Origin of the sequence: Micromonospora sp. NPDC049523 (assembly GCF_040676775.1) — a bacterium.
Lineage (GTDB): Bacteria > Actinomycetota > Actinomycetes > Mycobacteriales > Micromonosporaceae > Micromonospora_G.
In genome coordinates, this window is the sequence record NZ_JBFAPP010000016.1 from 110,861 (window position 1) to 126,933 (window position 16,073).

The 16,073-nt window shown below is 70.5% G+C and carries 12 protein-coding genes; 5 read left to right on the forward strand and 7 right to left on the reverse strand.

What is annotated here, in order from left to right; genetic code table 11:
- The first annotated feature begins 243 nt into the window (after window positions 1-243).
- A complete protein-coding gene (locus AB0J90_RS24360) occupies window positions 244-1,323 on the forward strand; it encodes an alpha/beta fold hydrolase (protein WP_363599415.1) in 1,080 nt (359 codons plus the stop codon).
- Between the two features lie 99 nt (window positions 1,324-1,422).
- A complete protein-coding gene (locus tag AB0J90_RS24365) occupies window positions 1,423-3,435 on the forward strand; it encodes an FAD-dependent oxidoreductase (protein ID WP_363599417.1) in 2,013 nt (670 codons plus the stop codon).
- A 34-nt stretch (window positions 3,436-3,469) separates the two neighbouring features.
- On the opposite strand, the gene AB0J90_RS24370 is transcribed toward AB0J90_RS24365, so the two are convergent.
- Window positions 3,470-4,114, reverse strand: a complete 645-nt coding sequence (locus AB0J90_RS24370; protein WP_363599419.1) for a helix-turn-helix domain-containing protein — start codon at window positions 4,112-4,114, stop codon at window positions 3,470-3,472.
- Between the two features lie 58 nt (window positions 4,115-4,172).
- Window positions 4,173-4,757, reverse strand: a complete 585-nt coding sequence (locus tag AB0J90_RS24375) for a TetR family transcriptional regulator (protein ID WP_363599421.1) — start codon at window positions 4,755-4,757, stop codon at window positions 4,173-4,175.
- Window positions 4,758-4,951: 194 nt separating this feature from the next.
- Between AB0J90_RS24375 and AB0J90_RS24380 the strand changes: the two genes are divergently transcribed.
- Entirely contained in the window at window positions 4,952-6,601 is a 1,650-nt protein-coding gene (locus tag AB0J90_RS24380) for an MDR family MFS transporter (RefSeq protein ID WP_363599423.1), read from the forward strand.
- Between the two features lie 141 nt (window positions 6,602-6,742).
- On the opposite strand, the gene AB0J90_RS24385 is transcribed toward AB0J90_RS24380, so the two are convergent.
- Window positions 6,743-7,462 carry an SDR family oxidoreductase gene (locus AB0J90_RS24385; RefSeq protein ID WP_363599425.1) on the reverse strand — a complete coding sequence of 240 codons (720 nt, stop codon included), beginning with the start codon at window positions 7,460-7,462 and terminating at the stop codon, window positions 6,743-6,745.
- 164 nt (window positions 7,463-7,626) lie between these two features.
- Between AB0J90_RS24385 and AB0J90_RS24390 the strand changes: the two genes are divergently transcribed.
- Window positions 7,627-8,619 (forward strand): LysR substrate-binding domain-containing protein, encoded by a 993-nt coding sequence (locus tag AB0J90_RS24390; RefSeq protein ID WP_363599427.1) that lies wholly within the window; start codon window positions 7,627-7,629, stop codon window positions 8,617-8,619.
- On the opposite strand, the gene AB0J90_RS24395 is transcribed toward AB0J90_RS24390, so the two are convergent.
- The 3 genes from AB0J90_RS24395 to AB0J90_RS24405 all read right to left on the reverse strand — a co-directional run bounded on the left by AB0J90_RS24395 (window position 8,523) and on the right by AB0J90_RS24405 (window position 12,268).
- Window positions 8,523-9,773, reverse strand: a complete 1,251-nt coding sequence (locus tag AB0J90_RS24395; RefSeq protein ID WP_363599429.1) for a DUF1501 domain-containing protein — start codon at window positions 9,771-9,773, stop codon at window positions 8,523-8,525. The two genes, AB0J90_RS24390 and AB0J90_RS24395, sit on opposite strands and share 97 nt — an antisense overlap.
- 13 nt (window positions 9,774-9,786) lie before the next feature.
- The gene (locus tag AB0J90_RS24400) at window positions 9,787-11,082 is read right to left on the reverse strand and encodes a DUF1800 domain-containing protein (protein ID WP_363599431.1); all 1,296 of its coding nucleotides are present in this window, start codon (window positions 11,080-11,082) and stop codon (window positions 9,787-9,789) included.
- Window positions 11,083-11,191: 109 nt separating this feature from the next.
- Window positions 11,192-12,268, reverse strand: a complete 1,077-nt coding sequence (locus AB0J90_RS24405) for an oxidoreductase (RefSeq protein ID WP_363599433.1) — start codon at window positions 12,266-12,268, stop codon at window positions 11,192-11,194.
- A gap of 186 nt (window positions 12,269-12,454) precedes the next feature.
- Here AB0J90_RS24405 and AB0J90_RS24410 point away from each other — a divergent pair, with 186 nt between their 5' ends.
- Window positions 12,455-13,813, forward strand: coding sequence for a carbohydrate-binding domain-containing protein (locus AB0J90_RS24410; RefSeq protein ID WP_363599435.1), 1,359 nt, complete (start codon window positions 12,455-12,457; stop codon window positions 13,811-13,813).
- A gap of 12 nt (window positions 13,814-13,825) precedes the next feature.
- Here the strand turns inward: AB0J90_RS24410 and AB0J90_RS24415 are convergent, their stop codons facing one another.
- Window positions 13,826-15,973, reverse strand: coding sequence for an MMPL family transporter (locus tag AB0J90_RS24415; RefSeq protein ID WP_363599437.1), 2,148 nt, complete (start codon window positions 15,971-15,973; stop codon window positions 13,826-13,828).
- Window positions 15,974-16,073: the final 100 nt, after the last annotated feature.

Genomic DNA, 16,073 nt, shown 5'->3' on the forward strand with positions numbered 1-16,073 from the left:
GCCCCCATCCCGCCCGTACCCCAGCATCGCCCCTTCTGGGCTGCGGAAACAGGCCTCGCGACGGACCGTCGGGGATCCGACTCTCGGTGAGATTGTGATGCTTTTCAACCGTCGGCACACCCGGTGGACGGGTCGGCTGTGGTCCGGACATGATCCCGACCACAGCTACGGGCCAGTAGGTGACCTCCGTAACTACCGTTTCCGGTACGGATTACGTCAGCTCCGGTGACGGCAGGTGAACCCTTGGACCACTCCTCGAACAGCGTCTGGCACTACTCGGCGGCGCACCTCGGCGGCGGCATCCTGCCCTGGGTCGCGATCGTGGTCGGGCTGCTGGTCCTGCTGCTGCTCGTCCCGGTGCTGGTCGTCTACGCGTGGCCGCTGCGCAACGGGCGGCTGCGACACGCGCTGGTCGAGTCGTTGGACTACGACGCCGCCGTCGCCCGTGCCACGGAGATCGTCACCGCCGACCGGGACGACCCGGACGTGGCGCCGGAGGCCGGGAGCGTGCTGCTGAGCCACGGCAGCCGTACCGCGAAGGCGGTGCTGATGCTGCACGGTTACACCGTCTCGCCGGCCCAGTACGCGAACCTGGCGCGGTTCTACTTCGACCACGGTTACAACGTCTACGTGCCCCGCGCCCCCGGACACGGCCTGGTCGACCGGCGGGCGGAGGGACACCTGCGCGCGATCGAGCTGGTCGGGTACGCGAACGAGTCGATCAACATCGCGGCCGGACTGGGGGAGGAGGTCGGCGTCGTCGGCATCTCCGGCGGGGCGGTGCTCGGCACCTGGTTGGCCCAGTACCGCTCCGACGTGGTGCGCCGGCTGCTCGTACTCGCCCCGTTCTACCGGGTGAACCCGGCGAAGGCGCCCGGTTACCTGATCAAGCCGCTGACCGTACTGTTCGGGTTCCGGCTCCTGCCGGACCGCCAGGTCACCGCGACCGGGTTCTGGATCTCCGCGCTGTCCCAGTACCTGCGGATCACGATCAACCTCGAAGCACTGCCCGGCCGCAGCGACCTGCGTACCGTGGCCGTGGCGTTCTCCGAGAACGACGAGTCGATCGACCAGCGGGCGGCCGTCGAGCTGCCACGCAAGCTGGCCGACGCGAACGACCTGCCGCTGCGTGTACACCGGTTGGACCGCGAGCTCGGGCTGGGACACGACATCGTCCGGCCGGAGCGGGTCAACGAGCTGGCCGACGAATTGGACCAGCTCTATCTCGACCTCTACGAGGGCCGTGCCGGCCTGGCCGGCGTCCCGGAACAAGGGCAGGGTCCCGACCATCCCGAGCGGGCACGGGTCGGCCGTACCGGATAGACGACCTTGACAACGTCGGACGGCGGCGTGAGAGTCGTGGGTGATTCGAGGGATGCGGCGGCGCGCTCCCGGGTCCACCGACCGGAGGAGTCGCGCGCCATGCCCTACCAGATCAACCGCCGTACGCTACTGCGGGTCGGCGGTGCCACCGTTGTCGTCGCCGGTGTGCCGGCACTGTCGACCGCCGCCCTCGCCGCCGCTGTCGTCCCCGCCGACCTGGTGGTCTACGGTGCCACCTCGGCCGGCATCGTCGCCGCCGTGCAGGCCCGCCGGATGGGCCGTACCGCCGTCGTCCTCGAACCGGGCAGCCACCTCGGTGGGCTGACCACCGGCGGGCTCGGCATGACCGACAGCGGCACCCAGTCCGCGATCAAGGGAATCGCCGGCGAGTTCTACCGCCGCGTGCACGCCAAGTACGCCGGCACCCCGGTCACCCCGACCTCGCCGGCCCGGTTCACCTTCGAACCGCACGTCGCCCGCGCCGTCTTCGACGACCTGCTCGCCGAGTCGGGCGTGCCGATCTACTACGGCACCCGGCTGTCCACCGTCACCATGGCCGGCAACCGGATCACCGAGATCGTCGCCGACAACGGCCAGGTGTTCCGCGGACCGATGTTCGTCGACGCCAGCTACGAGGGCGACCTGATGCACCGGGCCGGCGTGACCTGGACGGTCGGCCGGGAGAGCAACAGCACCTACGGCGAGACCATCAACGGGGTGCAGTTGCGCAACGGGCACCAGTTCAACTTCCCGGTCGACCCGTACGTGGTGGCGGGCACCCCGTCCAGCGGGCTGCTGCCCGGTATCTCGGCCGCACCGGTCGCGCCCAACGGCAGCGGTGACGGCCTGATCCAGGCGTACAACTACCGAATGTGTCTGACCCAGGCCGGCAACCGGATCCCGTTCCCGCGCCCGTCCGGCTATGACGCCGCCGACTACGAACTCCTGCTGCGCTACGTCCAGGCGGGCTGGACCGGTCCGTTCTTCACCACCCACGGGGTGGGCAACGGCAAGACCGACTCGAACAACAACGGGGCGTTCTCGACCGACTTCATCGGCGCGAACTACGCGTACCCGACCGCGAGCTACGCCGTACGGGACAGCATCGCGGCCGAGCACCGCGCGTACCAGCAGGGGCTGATGTGGTTCCTGGCCAACGACCCCCGGCTGCCGGCGTCGGTCAGGTCGGCGACGGCGTCCTGGGGACTGGCCGCCGACGAGTTCACCGGCACCGGTGGCTGGCCGCCGCAGCTCTACGTCCGGGAGGCCCGGCGGATGATCTCGGCGTACGTGATGAGCGAGCGGAACTGCCGGGGTCAGGAGACGGTCACCGACCCGGTGGGACTGGCCAGCTACACCATGGACTCGCACAACTGCCAGCGGGTGGTGGTCGATGGCCGGGTGCGTAACGAGGGGGACGTACAGATCGGGGTGCCGGCGCCGTACTCGATCAGCTACCGGTCGATCGTGCCGACCCGAGGGCAGTGCGCCAACCTCACCGTGCCGGTCTGCCTGGCCGCGAGCCACATCGCGTACGGGTCCATCCGGATGGAGCCGGTGTTCATGATCCTCGGCCAGTCGGCTGCCACCGCGGCGATGCTGGCGGTCGACAGCGGCACGGCCGTGCAGGACGTCGACTACCCGACGTTGCGGACCCGACTGCTCGCCGACGGTCAACTGCTGGTCTGGCCGCCGCCGGCCACCGGTGAGGTGATCGTCGACAGCCGGGCGGCCACCGGCGTGACCCGGGCCGGCACCTGGCTGGGGAGCACCTCGATCGGTGGCTACCACGGTCCCGACTACGAGCACGACGACAACACCGGCAAGGGCGTCAACCGGATGCGGTTCACCCCGTATCTGCCCAGCGCCGGCACGTACGCGGTCTACCTGCGGTGGACCGCACACGAGAACCGGGCCAGCAACGTACCGGTGGATGTCGTCCACAGTGGTGGCATCACCACCCGCACGGTCGACCAGCGGACCTCGGGTGGCCAGTGGGTCTCCCTAGGCAGCTTCCCCTTCACCGCCGGCTCCGCCGGCAGCGTGCTGATCCGCACCGAGAACACCACCGGCTACGTGGTAGCCGACGCCGCCCGCTTCCTCCCCGCCTGAGCCCGGGGGCGGGGCTTCCGCCGGGAGCCCCGCCCTAACCGGGCTGGTGGTCGGCGTTCCGCAGGATTTGCAGGGCTACTTCGAGGGTGGCTTGGCGGCGCTCCTCGTCGGTGCCGCGGTCGCGCAGGATCTGCCAGCCGGCGTGGAGCGAGAAGATGGCCATCACCCGGCACAGCTGCTGGGTGAGCGGTTCGTCGGGCTCGGCCAGTAGCTCGAAAACCCGGATCATCTGCTCGCGCAGCAGCGTACCGGCCCGCAGCGTGTTGACCAGCGTCTTGTTCTGCTCGAAGAAGAGCAGGACCTCCTCGTGCCGGTGCACGTCGTGCAGCCCGGCCGCGTACCGTCGGACGAACTCCGGTCGCATCAGCTCGGGATCGGGCTGCTGCCGGGCCCATGCGATCAGCTCCTCGACGGCCGCGATCCGCTTCTCGACCAGGCTGCTGACGATGTCTTCCTTGGTGGGGAAGTGGTAGTAGAGGGCCGCCTTGGTCACCCCGAGCTGTTCGGCGATCTCCCGCAGCGAGGTCTTGTCGTAGCCCTTCTCGATGAACAGCCTGAGCGCGATCCGTTGGATGTGGGCGCGTACCTGCCCGGCGTCGCTGGGGCTCGGGGAGTCCGTGCCGGTCCGGATCCGGTTGCGGCCGCCCGGCGTACGGGTGGCGGTCTTGTTCTGGTCCATGTGCCCGCGCTCCAACGTCGCTGTTCGCCGCTCGGTCTCGAATGTGGTGGGCGGCCGGTCAGCCGTCCCTGGCGTACGTCAGTGCCACCCGTACGACCTCCGCGAGCGGTCGGTCGGGGCGGTCGATCCAGTGCTGGATGGCCGCGCGGACCGCGTTGAGGAACGCGGCGGCGAGCACCCGTGCCCGCAGTGCGGTGTCGGTCCCCTCGGGCAGCCGCCGCAGGATCTCCGTGGTCAGGTCGCGTTCGGCGGCACCGTAGACCGCGACGAGCTGGGCCGCGAGGCTCGGGTGGCCGCGGATCAGCCGACGCTGGGCCAACCAGAGTGGGTCCAGGTCGTCCCCCTCCGCGATCAGCTGCTCGGCGGCCCGCTCCAGCGCGGTCCAGGGTCGTTCCGCCGCCGGCCGGGCCCGGACCAGCTCGGTCAGGCGACGGCTGCGGACCAGGTCGGCGTGGAAGAGCGCCTCCTCCTTGCTGGAGAAGTAGTTCGAGAACGTACGCCGGGAGACGTCGGCGGCGTCCGCGATCGCCTCGACGGTGAGCCGGTCGAGGCCCTCTTCGACGGCGAGCCGGATGGCAGCCTCGTGCAGCGCCTGGCGCGTCGCGGCCTTCTTCCGTTCTCGCCGTCCCGGCGTCGTGTCCACCCTGAGAGGCTACGCTGTCGTGACTATTTTCTCAATGGGAAAACTTGCACAGCAGGCAAATATCCACGAAGCTGGGACAAGGCAGCGCGTCGGCACCCGGGCACGGATGTGACGAGATGGCGCACCGGGGGAGGCACCGGAGCCTCGGTCAACCCCGGATCCGAGACACTTCCATGACTGCTGGAGGCCGCGCGATGAGCGCACCCACTACCACCACGGCCACCGCGACCGGCGCCGCCGCCGCGGAGCCGATGAACCATCGGCAGACCCTCGAAGCACTCAGCGGTCTGCTGCTGGTGCTCTTCGTCGCGATGCTCAGCGGTACGGTCGTGTCGACCGCGCTGCCGCAGATCATCGGCGCCCTGGACGGCTCGCAGAGCCAGTACACCTGGGTGGTGACGGCCACCCTGCTCACCGCGACCGCCACCACCCCGATCTGGGGCAAGCTCGCCGACCTGTTCAACAAGAAGTCGCTGGTCCAGATCGCCATCGTGATCTTCGTCCTGGGTTCGTTCGTGAGCGGGTTCGCACAGAGCGCCGGCCAGCTCATCGCCGCCCGCGCCTTCCAGGGCATCGGCGTCGGTGGCCTGCAGGCCCTGGTCCAGGTCGTGATCGCGGCGATGATCCCGCCCCGCGAGCGGGGCCGCTACAACGGCTACCTCGGCGGCGTGATGGCCATCGCCACCGTCGGCGGGCCGCTGCTCGGCGGCCTCATCGTCGACACCTCGTGGCTGGGCTGGCGCTGGTGCTTCTTCGTCGGCGTACCGGTCGCGATCATCGCCCTGGTGGCCCTCCAGGCCACCCTGCGGCTGCCGACCGTACGGCGCGAGAACGTGAAGATCGACTACCTGGGTGCCGCGCTCATCGCGGCCGGGGTGAGCCTGCTGCTGATCTGGATCTCGTTCGTCGACGGATCCTTCGCCTGGATCTCCTGGCAGTCCGCCGTCATGGTCGGCGGATCGCTGGTCCTATTCGCGCTCACCGTGTTCGTCGAGTCCCGCGCCGCCGAGCCGGTGGTGCCGCTGGAGATCGTGCGGCGGCGTACGACCGCACTGTCCATCGTCGCCAGCCTCGCGGTCGGGATGGCCATGTTCGGCGGCGCGGTCTTCCTCGGCCAGTACTTCCAGATCGGCCGCGGCTACAGCCCGACCGAGGCCGGCCTGCTCACCATCCCGATGATGGCCGGAGTGCTCGGCGCCTCGATCGTCGCGGGTCGCCTCATCACCAAGACCGGTCGGATCAAGCCCTACATCGTCGGCGGCGCGATCGTCCTGGTGGCCGGTTTCGTCATGCTCGGCACCATCGACCACCAGACGTCGCTGCTCTTCATCGGCGCGGCGATGCTGCTGGTCGGCATCGGTGTCGGCATGACCATGCAGAACCTGGTCCTGGCCGTGCAGAACACCGTGCCGCTGCGCGACATCGGCGCCGCCAGCTCCACCGTGGCCTTCTTCCGGTCACTCGGCGGCACCATCGGTGTCTCGGTCCTCGGTGCGGTCCTCGCCCGCCGGGTCACCGACCAGATCACCCACGACCTGACCGCCGCGGGCGTACCGGCCTCGGCTTCGGGCAGTGCCGGCGGCAGCCTCAACCTCAACGGGTTGCCCGACGCGGTGGTGCACATCGTGCGCAACGCGTACGGCGACGCGACCGGGCACATCTTCCTCATCTCGGCCGCGATCGCGGTGGTCGGTGTGATCGCCGCCGCCCTGCTCAAGCCGATCACGTTGCGTACCAGCCTGGACCTTCCCGACCTGCCGGACACCGGCGCCTCCGTGGTCGACGCGGCACCCGGTGGGCCGGGCGTCGCCGGGACGGGGGAGACCGACCGCCGTTCAAGCTGAACCGGGCACGTCACGCCCGGTGCCACGCCGCAGAGGCGGCACGGCACCGGGCGTCGTCGTGCGCGGCCGGAGGCAGAGGCTCCGCCTCCGCGCGACCGCACGGGATCGAAAGCGGCGCGACCGCACGGGATCGCCACGGCGTCAGGCGAGCAGGGTGCCGCCGTCGACGGTCACGATGGTCCCGGTGGTGTAGGTCGCCCGGAGCAGGAACAGGAACGCCTCGGCGACCTCCTCGGGCTCACCCACCCGGCCCAGCGGGAGCGTTTCGCCGAGTTGGCGGTACATCTGCTCGCGGTCGGCGTCTGGCATCGAGTCCCACAGTGGCGAGCGGATCACGCCGGGGGCGACCGCGTTGACGCGTACCGGGGCAAGTTCGACAGCCAGGGCACGAACGAGCGCGTCGACGGCGCCGCAGATGCTGGCCGCGACCGACCAGCCCGGTCCGGGGCGGTCCTTCGCGGAACCGGTGGTGAGCGCGACGGATCCACCGGGCCGCAGGTACGGCACGGCGGCGCTGACCGCCGACAGGGCGGAGAAGTAGCGCAGCTCGAAGAACCGGCGGGCGGTGTCGAGGTGGAGCGCGTCGAGCGCCATCAGGGAGAGCGGCTCGCCAGCCGTGTAGATCAGGTGGTCGAACGGCCCGGTCCGGTCGAACAGTGAACCGACGTCGGCCGCGTCGGTGAGGTCGACGGTGTAGCCGGCGGCACCGGCCGGCAGGCTCGCCAGGGCCCGGTCCACGCTGCCCTGGCTGCTGGAGGCGACCACGACCTGGGCGCCGTCGCGGGCCGCCAGGGCGGCGGTGGCCAGCCCGATCCCGGAGGTTCCGCCGAGTACGACCACCCGCTGGTCGGTGAGAGCCATGATCCTGCTTCCTCTCGATCATCCTTGCTGCGTGCTGACGGTGTCTACCCTGCGCCGGGCCGGTGAGTCCCGTCCAAGACCTCTTCCTGCGTCTGTGATGCTCGACGGGTATCAGCAGCGGTCATACCCCAGGGGTATCATGGATCACCAGAAAGGGGGACGGGATGGACATCGATCTCCGTAAGCTGCGTTACTTCGTCGCCGTCGCCGAACTGCTGCACTTCGGTCGCGCCGCCCAGCGGCTGCACATCGCCCAACCGGTCCTCTCCCGGCAGATCCGGGCACTGGAGCAGGAACTACGCGTCCAGCTCTTCGTCCGGGACCGGCGGTCGACCGTACTGACCGAGGCCGGGCGGCAACTGCTGGCGGACGCCGGACCGCTGCTCGCCTCGGCCGAGGCGCTGCAACGCCGGGTGCTCCGGGCGGCCCATGACCGGCCGGCGCTCACCATCGGCTTCATGCCCGGCATCACCGTCACCGCCGAGGCCCGCGCCATCGCCGCCCGTCACCCCGACCTCACCGTCGACGTCGTACGCACCTCCTGGCACGACCAGGTCGAGGCGGTGCACGACGGGCGGGTCGACGTCAGCTACGTCCGCCTCCCCGTGAACCGGCGCGGTCTGCGACTGCGCCCGCTGTTCAGCGAGCCCCGCGTCGCGGTGCTGCCCGCCGACCACCGGTTGGCCGGTAAGGAGTCGGTCGTGCTCGCCGAACTCGCCGCGGAGCGGCTTGTCCAGGACCCGGATGCGGTGCCGGAGTGGCGGGACCTGCCGGGCCGACCGGCCGAAGAGGACACCAGGGCCCGGCCCGACCTCTCCTCGGTCGAGGAGAAGCTCGAACACGTGGCGACGTACGGCGGGGTGGTGATCTTGCCCTATTCGACCGCGACGTTCTACACCCGCGGTGACGTCACCCACACCCCCGTCGAAGATCTGCCGGACACCGAGGTCTGTCTCGCCTGGAGCGACGGCAACCGGTCCCCGCTGGTGGCGGAGTTCGTCGAGCTGGCAACCGCACACCACGCCAGCACCGATCCCGGTGCCGGACCCGCGGTTCACGGTCAGACCGAGGCGAACGCCTTGTCGAGCCGGCCGGACCAGCCACCGAGCACCGGTCCCGGATCGCCGTCCAGCACCCGTTCCAACAACGTGGCGTAGACATCCCGGAAGTCGACGGTGAACCTCAGGTCGCCGTCGTCCAGGTCGGTCAGGCTCGGCTGCTCGCCGTAGAGGCCGCCGCGCACCCCGGCGCCGAGTAGGAAGACGTTCGAGGCGGTGCCGTGGTCGGTGCCGTCGGAGGCGTTGGCGCGTACCCGCCGACCGAACTCGGAGTAGACCCCGACCACCACCTTGCGGCCCGCCTCGGTCCGGCCCATCCGCTCGGCGAAGCCGGTCAGCGCCCGGTCCACCTGTCCGAGCAGCACCGCCTGCAACTGCTTCTCGTCGGCGTGGCTGTCGAACCCGCCCAACGAAACCGAGAAGACCCGGGTGGACACGCCCGCCTCCACACACCGGGCCACCAGGTCGAGTTGGGCTTCCAGCGACGTACGCGCGCCTCCGGTGGCGGTCGCCGCCGGCCGGTCGGGATCGTCGGCGTCGTCGGTTTCGTCGGTCGCGTCGCGTACCTCGGTGATCATCGCGTCGACCGAGCGGAGGTCCGCGAAACAGGCGGCCGCGCGGGCCTGCGCCGGGGACTCGCCGGGGCTGCCGGCACCGAACGCGGCCAGCGTCCGGTCCGCCAGGCCACCGCGTCCACCACGACCGGTCACGGGTACGGACGCACCCGCGCTCCGTTCGCCCGCCAGCAGCGGAGGTACCGCCGACTCGAACGACACCGCGAGCCGGGGGTCACCGCCGGTGCCGTCGAGCCAGCGGCCGATCCACCCGGTCGAGCCGGGCCGGTCCGGGGTGGCGGTCTGCCAGATGTCCATCGAGCGGAAGTGGCTGCGGTCCGGCTTCGGGTAACCGACGCCGCGTACGACCGCCAGCCGCCCCTGCCCGAACAGCCCGTGCAGGCCGGCGAGGGCAGGGTTCAGCCCGAAGTGGTCGTCGAGCCGCTTGACCTCCTCCGCCGAGTAGGCGATCTCGGGGCGGGCGTCGTGGTACGCCGGATCCGCGTACGGGATGACGGTGTTGAGCCCGTCGTTGCCGCCGTAGAGCGTGACCAGCACGAGGGTGCGGCTGTCCGGGTCCCGCTCCCCGGCGGTCTCGAACAGGTCGGAGAGCGCGTACGTGCCGGCGCCCGCGGCCAGCGCGCCCGCGCCCACCACGCCGCTGGCGATCAGGAACTTGCGCCGGGTCAGGATGTCCACGTGTCGCCTCCGGTCAGCTGACGGTGTATTCGGGACTCACCAGTGCGGCCGCGACGAGCCGTACCGGGTCGGCGGCCAGCGGGGTCAGGGCGGCTCGGGTCCGGTCGGTCCAGGCGTCCACCACGAGCAGCCGGGCCAGCGCGTCGAGCCGACCCGACTCCGGTGCCGCGCCGAGTCGCTGGACCGCCACCGGGCCGGCCGCCCCGGCGAACATGCCGGCGAGCCGCATCCGGGCTTGTAGCGACGAGGTGGTGAGCCAGGCCGCCCCGGCCGGCCATCCGCCGACGCTGGGCGGACGCAGCGGCACCTGGTCCATCCCGGACAGCCCGGACTGGAGCTGTTTGCGCTGTTGTTCCGACAGGGTCGAGGGGCGGATGTGCAGCTGGCGCATGGCGCCCACCGCCCACTCCACCGGCTGCTTGACCAGCTGTCCACGGGTCTGCGCGAAGGCGGCGTCGGTGAACATCGCGCGCAGCATCGCGCTGACGTCGGTGGGCATGCCGCCGCCGCTGGCGGGTGCACTGCCGGCGAACCGGGACCAGAGTCGCCCGGCGACGAACTCGGCGGCCCGGGGTTGCCCGGCGAGCAACCGGGCGTACGCGTCGGCGTCGAAGGTGTCGGTCCGGCCGAGGATGGTCTTCGGCCCGGCGTCGTGCCGCTTCGGCTCGAACCGGGCGGTGCCCGACTCCCGGGACACGGTCCACCCGGTCAGCGCCTTCGCGCCGGCCTTCACGTCGTCCTCGGTGTAGTGGCCGATGCCGAGGGTGAACAGCTCCATCAGCTCGCGGGCCAGGTTCTCGTTCGGCGCCTTGCGGGTGTTCTTCTCCCCGTCGAGCCAGAGGATCATCGCGGGGTCGCGCACCATCGCGGCCACCAGCGGCGCGAACTCGCCCCGGCCGTACCGGCGCAGGGTGTCCAATTGGCCCAGCATGAGCTGCGCCGACTTCACCTTCTGCACGCTGGTGGCCCAGTGTCCGTGCCAGAAGAAGGTCAGCTTCTCGGTGAGCTGGTGGTCGGCCGCGACCATCCGGTCCAGCCACCACCGCTGCACCTGCTGGACCTGCTCGGTGCGCTGCCGGTTGGCCTGCTGTCGCTGTTCCCGGCCCGCACCCTTGGCGAGCGCGGAGTACGGGTCGGGCCCGAGCTGAGGCGCGGGGGTGGCCGTCGCGCCCGCGTCGGTGCCGGGCTGGGCGAGCAGCCGGTCGAGAGTGCTCTCGAAACCCGCGCGTACGGCCGCTTCGACCTCTTCGGCGGTGGGGCCGAACGTAGCGCGGCGCAGCAGGTGGGCTATCGCGTCCGGGGAGGCCATACCGGGACCCTAGGCCGACAACGTACGAATCCAGTAAATGTCCCGTACGAGGCAGGTCCGGCGGCCGGACCGGCGGGTGGGTGTACCCGCCGGTCCGGCCGGATCGGGCTCAGCGCCAGCGGAGCGAGGCGATCCGGCCCTGTACGCCGGAGGCCCAGCAGTCACCGCCGGCCGTGCAGTCGACCGAGTCGAAGCTGCCGGTGTCGAACCGTTGCCAGTGGGTACCGCCGTCGAGGCTGAGGTCGCTGCCGGTCGGGCCGACCGCGAGCGCCAGCCATCCGGCACGGTTCAGCCAGGCCGATCCCGACCGGTACTCGCCCGGCTGGCTCCGCGCAGGCGTCCAGTTGCGGCCACCGTCGCGGCTGGTCGCCGCGCCGTCGGGGGCGCTGGTCGGGGTGTTGTAGTCGCCGCCGAGCGCGATGCCGTGCCGCGAGTCGCGGAACGCCAGCGAGTAGATGCCGGCGGACGGCCCGCTCGGCACCGGGGTGGAGGTCACCCGCCAGTTCCGGCCCCGGTCGTCGGTGCGGAACACCCGCGCGGTGGCCCCACCCCCGGTCGCGAACCAGGCCTGGTCGGCACCCCCGCCGGAGCTTCGGCCGGCACTCTGGACGGTGGTGACCAGGCAGGTGCCGCTGGCCGCGAAGGCGAACTCACCCGCCAACGCCGCTGGCATGCCGGCGCTGGGCAGCGGGCGCCAGGACCGGCCGCCGTCCGAGGTGGAGAGGATGCGGAACCGACCGTCGACCGGGTCGGACAGTGCCAGGCCGTGGTGGCGGTCGAAAAACGCCAGGCAGTCGTAGAAGGCCCGTTCGTCGTCGTTGCGGAAGGTCTCGGTCCAGGTCCGACCGCCGTTGTCGGTCCGGTAGACGCGCGACTGTTCACCCGGGCCGATCGACAGGGCAACCGCGTGGTCGGCGTCGAACGCCTCGATGTCGCGCAGTTCGAGGCTCGTGTCGGCCGGGCCGACCTGCTGCCAGTGGCGACCGCCGTCGACAGTGCGCAGAACGGTGCCGGCGGTGCCGCTGGCCCAGGCGACCCGTTCGTTGACCGCGGCGAGTCCGCGCAGTCGTACGGTCGCCCCGGTGTCGTGCAGCCTCCATTCCGGCTCCCGCCGGGTGGTGAAACCGCCGGTGGTGGTCAGTACGACAGCGCCGGCGAGCAGGGTGGAGATCATTCGTAGCCGCATGGGTCGACAACGTACCTGACATCGCTCGACTTGGATGTCCTGCTGTGCGTGGCCGGTGGTCACACGCGCGAAACGTGGCGTACAGCCGAGGTTTCTGTGGTGTGTGTCAGTGATTTGCATAGATCGTATCGATCTTGTTTATCGTCCAGGTGTCCGAATGGCGGGCATAACGTGCATGGAGGATTGATGCGCATCAGGGGAGCCAGATCCGTGGCCGCGGCGCTGCTCGCGACCACGGTGGTGGCCGGCGGGATCGCCTTTTCCACCCAGGCGAGCGCGGCGGAGAGTTCGCAGTTCAGCGTGGTGAATGGAGCCATCCGTACGGCGACCGGCACCCCGGTGCCGGCATCGGGCACGCACGCGTCGCTGTGGGGCAACAACAGCTACGCCACCACCACGATCACCGGCTCGGGCCGGGTGCTGGTCGGCGCGATCGGCGACAACTGCCAGGGCTGGCCGACCATCCGGGTGACCATGGACGGCACCGCCGTCGGCACCAGCACGATCGTCAGTGCCACCAGCTACGGCACCTATCCGATCGGCGCCGCGGTCGGCGCGGGGCAGCACAACGTCAAGATCGAGCTGATCAACGACTTCCAGTCGACGACCTGCGACCGCAACGTCCACCTCGCGTACGCGCGGATGGAGACGCCCGGCTCCACCGTCGACACCAGGTTCAGCTTCGCCGTCATGCCCGACACCCAGCAGGAGGTGCTCAACGCCTCCGACACCCGGTTCCGCCAGCGCACCGACTGGCTGGTCAGCAACCGGTCCGCGCTGGACCTGCGGTTCGTGACCCACTCCGGCGACGTGGTCAACTGGGACACCCCCGACCACTCGCAGTACACGATCGCCCGCAACGCCATGCGGTCGTTGGAGACCGCGGGCATCCCGTACTCGCTGGCGCTCGGCAACCACGACACCCAGGCGACCGGGGTCGGCGGCTCGGCCCGGGACCCCGCCCGCACCCGTGAACTGGTCCGGGACACCACCGTGTTCAACCAGTACTTCACCGCCGCCCAGTACGGCGCGGTCAAGGGGCAGTTCGAGGCCGGCAAGGTGGACAACTCGTTCGCCACGTACGAGGCCGGCGGCCTGCAGTGGCTGGTGCTGACCCTGGAGCTTTGGCCGCGTACCCAGGCGGTCGCCTGGGCGAAGAGTGTCGTCGCGGCGCACCCGCGGCACAACGTCATCGTGGTCACGCACGACTACATCGACGGCAACGGCAACATCGAGCAGAGCGCCGGGTACGGGGCCACCAGCCCGCAGTACCTGTTCGACAACCTGATCAAGCAGTACGCCAACATCAGGTTCGTCTTCTCCGGCCACGTCGGGGTGGCGGGCAACCGGGTGGACACCGGGGTCAACGGCAACAAGATCTACACGTTCCTGCAGACGTTCCACTCCAACACCACCAACCCGGTCCGGCTGGTGGAGGTCGACACCGCAGCCAACTCGGTGCGTACCTGGGTCTACGGACCCTTCAACAACCAGTCGTTCACCGAGTACGACCGTTCGTTCACCGGCCTCGCCCTGGTGCGCTGAACTCCGTAGGAATCACGGCGACTGGCGACCGTGGGGCTCGATCGGGGCCTCGCGGTCGCTGTCGGCGGCGACGTCCGCGTGTCCGGGCCACCAGGCCACGTGCCCGAGCAGCGCGGTGATGGCCGGGGTGAGGAACAGCGACATCACGAACGCGACGATCACGATGCCGGCGGAGATGGCGAAGCCCATCTGGGTGAGGGTGCTGTTGCCGGCCAGCATGAGCGAGGCGAACGTACCGGCGAGGATGAGTCCGGCGGCGGCGACCGTGGGTCCGGCGTGCCGGATCGCCATCGACGCGGCGTCACGCGGACTGCGCCCCTCGCGCGCCTCCTCCCGTAGCCTGGCGATCATGAGGATGTTGTAGTCGGTGCCGAGCGCGACCACGAACAGGTACATGATCACCGGCAGGATGAAGATCAGACCGGGTTCACCGAGGCCGTGCTGGAAGATCAGTACGGTGGCACCGAGGGTGGCGGCGAAGCCGAGGCCCACCGAGAGCATCAGGTACCAGGGCGCCACCACGCTGCGCAGCAGCAGACCCAGGATCACCATGATGAGTACGGCCGCGACCGGGAACACCACCGCGTAGTCGCGGTTGACGGCCGCCTGGATGTCGACGAACACCGCGGTGATGCCCCCGACGAACGCGGTCGTCCCGTCCGGTGCCGCCGAGTGCGCGGTGCTGCGCAGCGGCCCCTTGACGGTGTGTAGTGCCGCCGAGGACTGCGGGGTGTTCGCCAGGGTCACCTGGAAGTCGGCGACTTTGCCGTCCGGTGACAGCGTCGGCTGCCCGACCTGCCCTACGCCGGGCACCTTGGCCAGCGCGTCCCGGTAGGCGCCGAGCTGGTCGGTCGGCAGCGGGCTGCCGGTGTCCGAGCGCAGGAACACGTTGGAGGGCTCGGTCGCACCCGCCGGCAGACCCCTGAGCAGTTCCTTGCTCCAGACGTTCGACTCCGACTCGGTCGAGGTCGACCCGCTGCTCAGGTCGAAGTTGGGGTGGAAACCGAGGGCGAAGACGGCGAGCACGACCAGTCCGGCGCCGGAGACCGCCGCGTACAGCGACGGGCGGCGGGCCAGGGAACGGCCGATCGCGGCGAACCGGGCGCCGCGCGGCTCGCGCCGCCACGCGTTCGAGGGCCAGAACACCTTCGTCCCGAGCAGCGACACCACCGCCGGGATGAGGGTGAGACCGGCGACCAGGGTGGTGGCGACCGCGATGGCCAGGGCCGGCCCGAGGGACTTGAACAGGCCGAGCGACGACAGGGTGAGGGCCAGGAAGGCGATGATGACCGCACCCGCCGCCGAGGCGATCGCCTCGCCGGCTCGGGCGACCGCGCTGACCATCGCCGTCTTCGGGTCCTCGCCGAGGCGCAGCCGTTCCCGGAAGCGGAACATCAGGAACAGGATGTAGTCGGTGCCGACGCCGAACAGCACCACGATCAGCATCGCGCTCACCGAGCTGTCCGTCTTCAGGTCGAACGCCTGGTTGGCCCAGGCGATCAGGCCGGTCGCGATCTGCGACACCAGGCCGATCACGATCACCGGCAGCAGCGCGATGATCGGGCTCCGGAAGATGATCAACAGCAGGATGATGATCAGACCGATGGTGGCGATCCCGATGATCGCGTTGGCCCGGTCCCCGGAATCCTGGGCATCCAGGTTCTGTGCGGCCGTACCGGTGATGCCGGCCTTGAGGTCCGTGTTCGCGACCTGGTCCTGCAACGCGGCCCGCAGCGCCTTCACCGCGTCGGGCTGGGCCTGGTCGGCCGGGCCACGCTGTGGTGTCATCTCGACCGCGATGATCTGGATCAACCGGTTCGGCGACGGCGGGGTCGGCGTGATCGCGATGATGTCGGGGAAGTGGCGGTCGGTCAGGGCCTGCCCGATCGCGACCACCTTCGCCGCGTCGGCGTCGGTCAGCGCAGCCCCGTCCCGGCGCTCGAAGACGATGATCGCCGCCGGTGTCGCCGCGCGCGGGAACGCCTGCTGCTGCACCTCCGCGGCCCGGATCGACTCGTAGTGCGACGGCAGGAAGGACGCCTCGTCGGTGGTCGCGGTCAGGGTCGGCGCGAAGCCGATCACCCCTACCGCCGCGGCCACCCAGGCCACGATCACCCAGATCGGGTGGCGGACCACGAACCGCCCCACAGCAGCGAACACCCGCGGCACCTCTTCGTGATCGACGGCCTCCGTTCCGTGATCAACCTAAACGTTCACCCATGCCCGGGTACGGGGAATGGCTCGGGTCCACCCCATCGGG

Coding starts and splice junctions, on each gene's coding strand:
- AB0J90_RS24365 (WP_363599417.1), top strand. CDS start 1,423: ATGCCCTACCAGATCAACCGCCGTACGCTACTGCGGGTCGGCGGTGCC.
- AB0J90_RS24370 (WP_363599419.1), bottom strand. CDS start 4,114: ATGGACCAGAACAAGACCGCCACCCGTACGCCGGGCGGCCGCAACCGG.
- AB0J90_RS24380 (WP_363599423.1), top strand. CDS start 4,952: ATGAGCGCACCCACTACCACCACGGCCACCGCGACCGGCGCCGCCGCC.
- AB0J90_RS24385 (WP_363599425.1), bottom strand. CDS start 7,462: ATGGCTCTCACCGACCAGCGGGTGGTCGTACTCGGCGGAACCTCCGGG.
- AB0J90_RS24390 (WP_363599427.1), top strand. CDS start 7,627: ATGGACATCGATCTCCGTAAGCTGCGTTACTTCGTCGCCGTCGCCGAA.
- AB0J90_RS24400 (WP_363599431.1), bottom strand. CDS start 11,082: ATGGCCTCCCCGGACGCGATAGCCCACCTGCTGCGCCGCGCTACGTTC.
- AB0J90_RS24405 (WP_363599433.1), bottom strand. CDS start 12,268: ATGCGGCTACGAATGATCTCCACCCTGCTCGCCGGCGCTGTCGTACTG.
- AB0J90_RS24410 (WP_363599435.1), top strand. CDS start 12,455: ATGCGCATCAGGGGAGCCAGATCCGTGGCCGCGGCGCTGCTCGCGACC.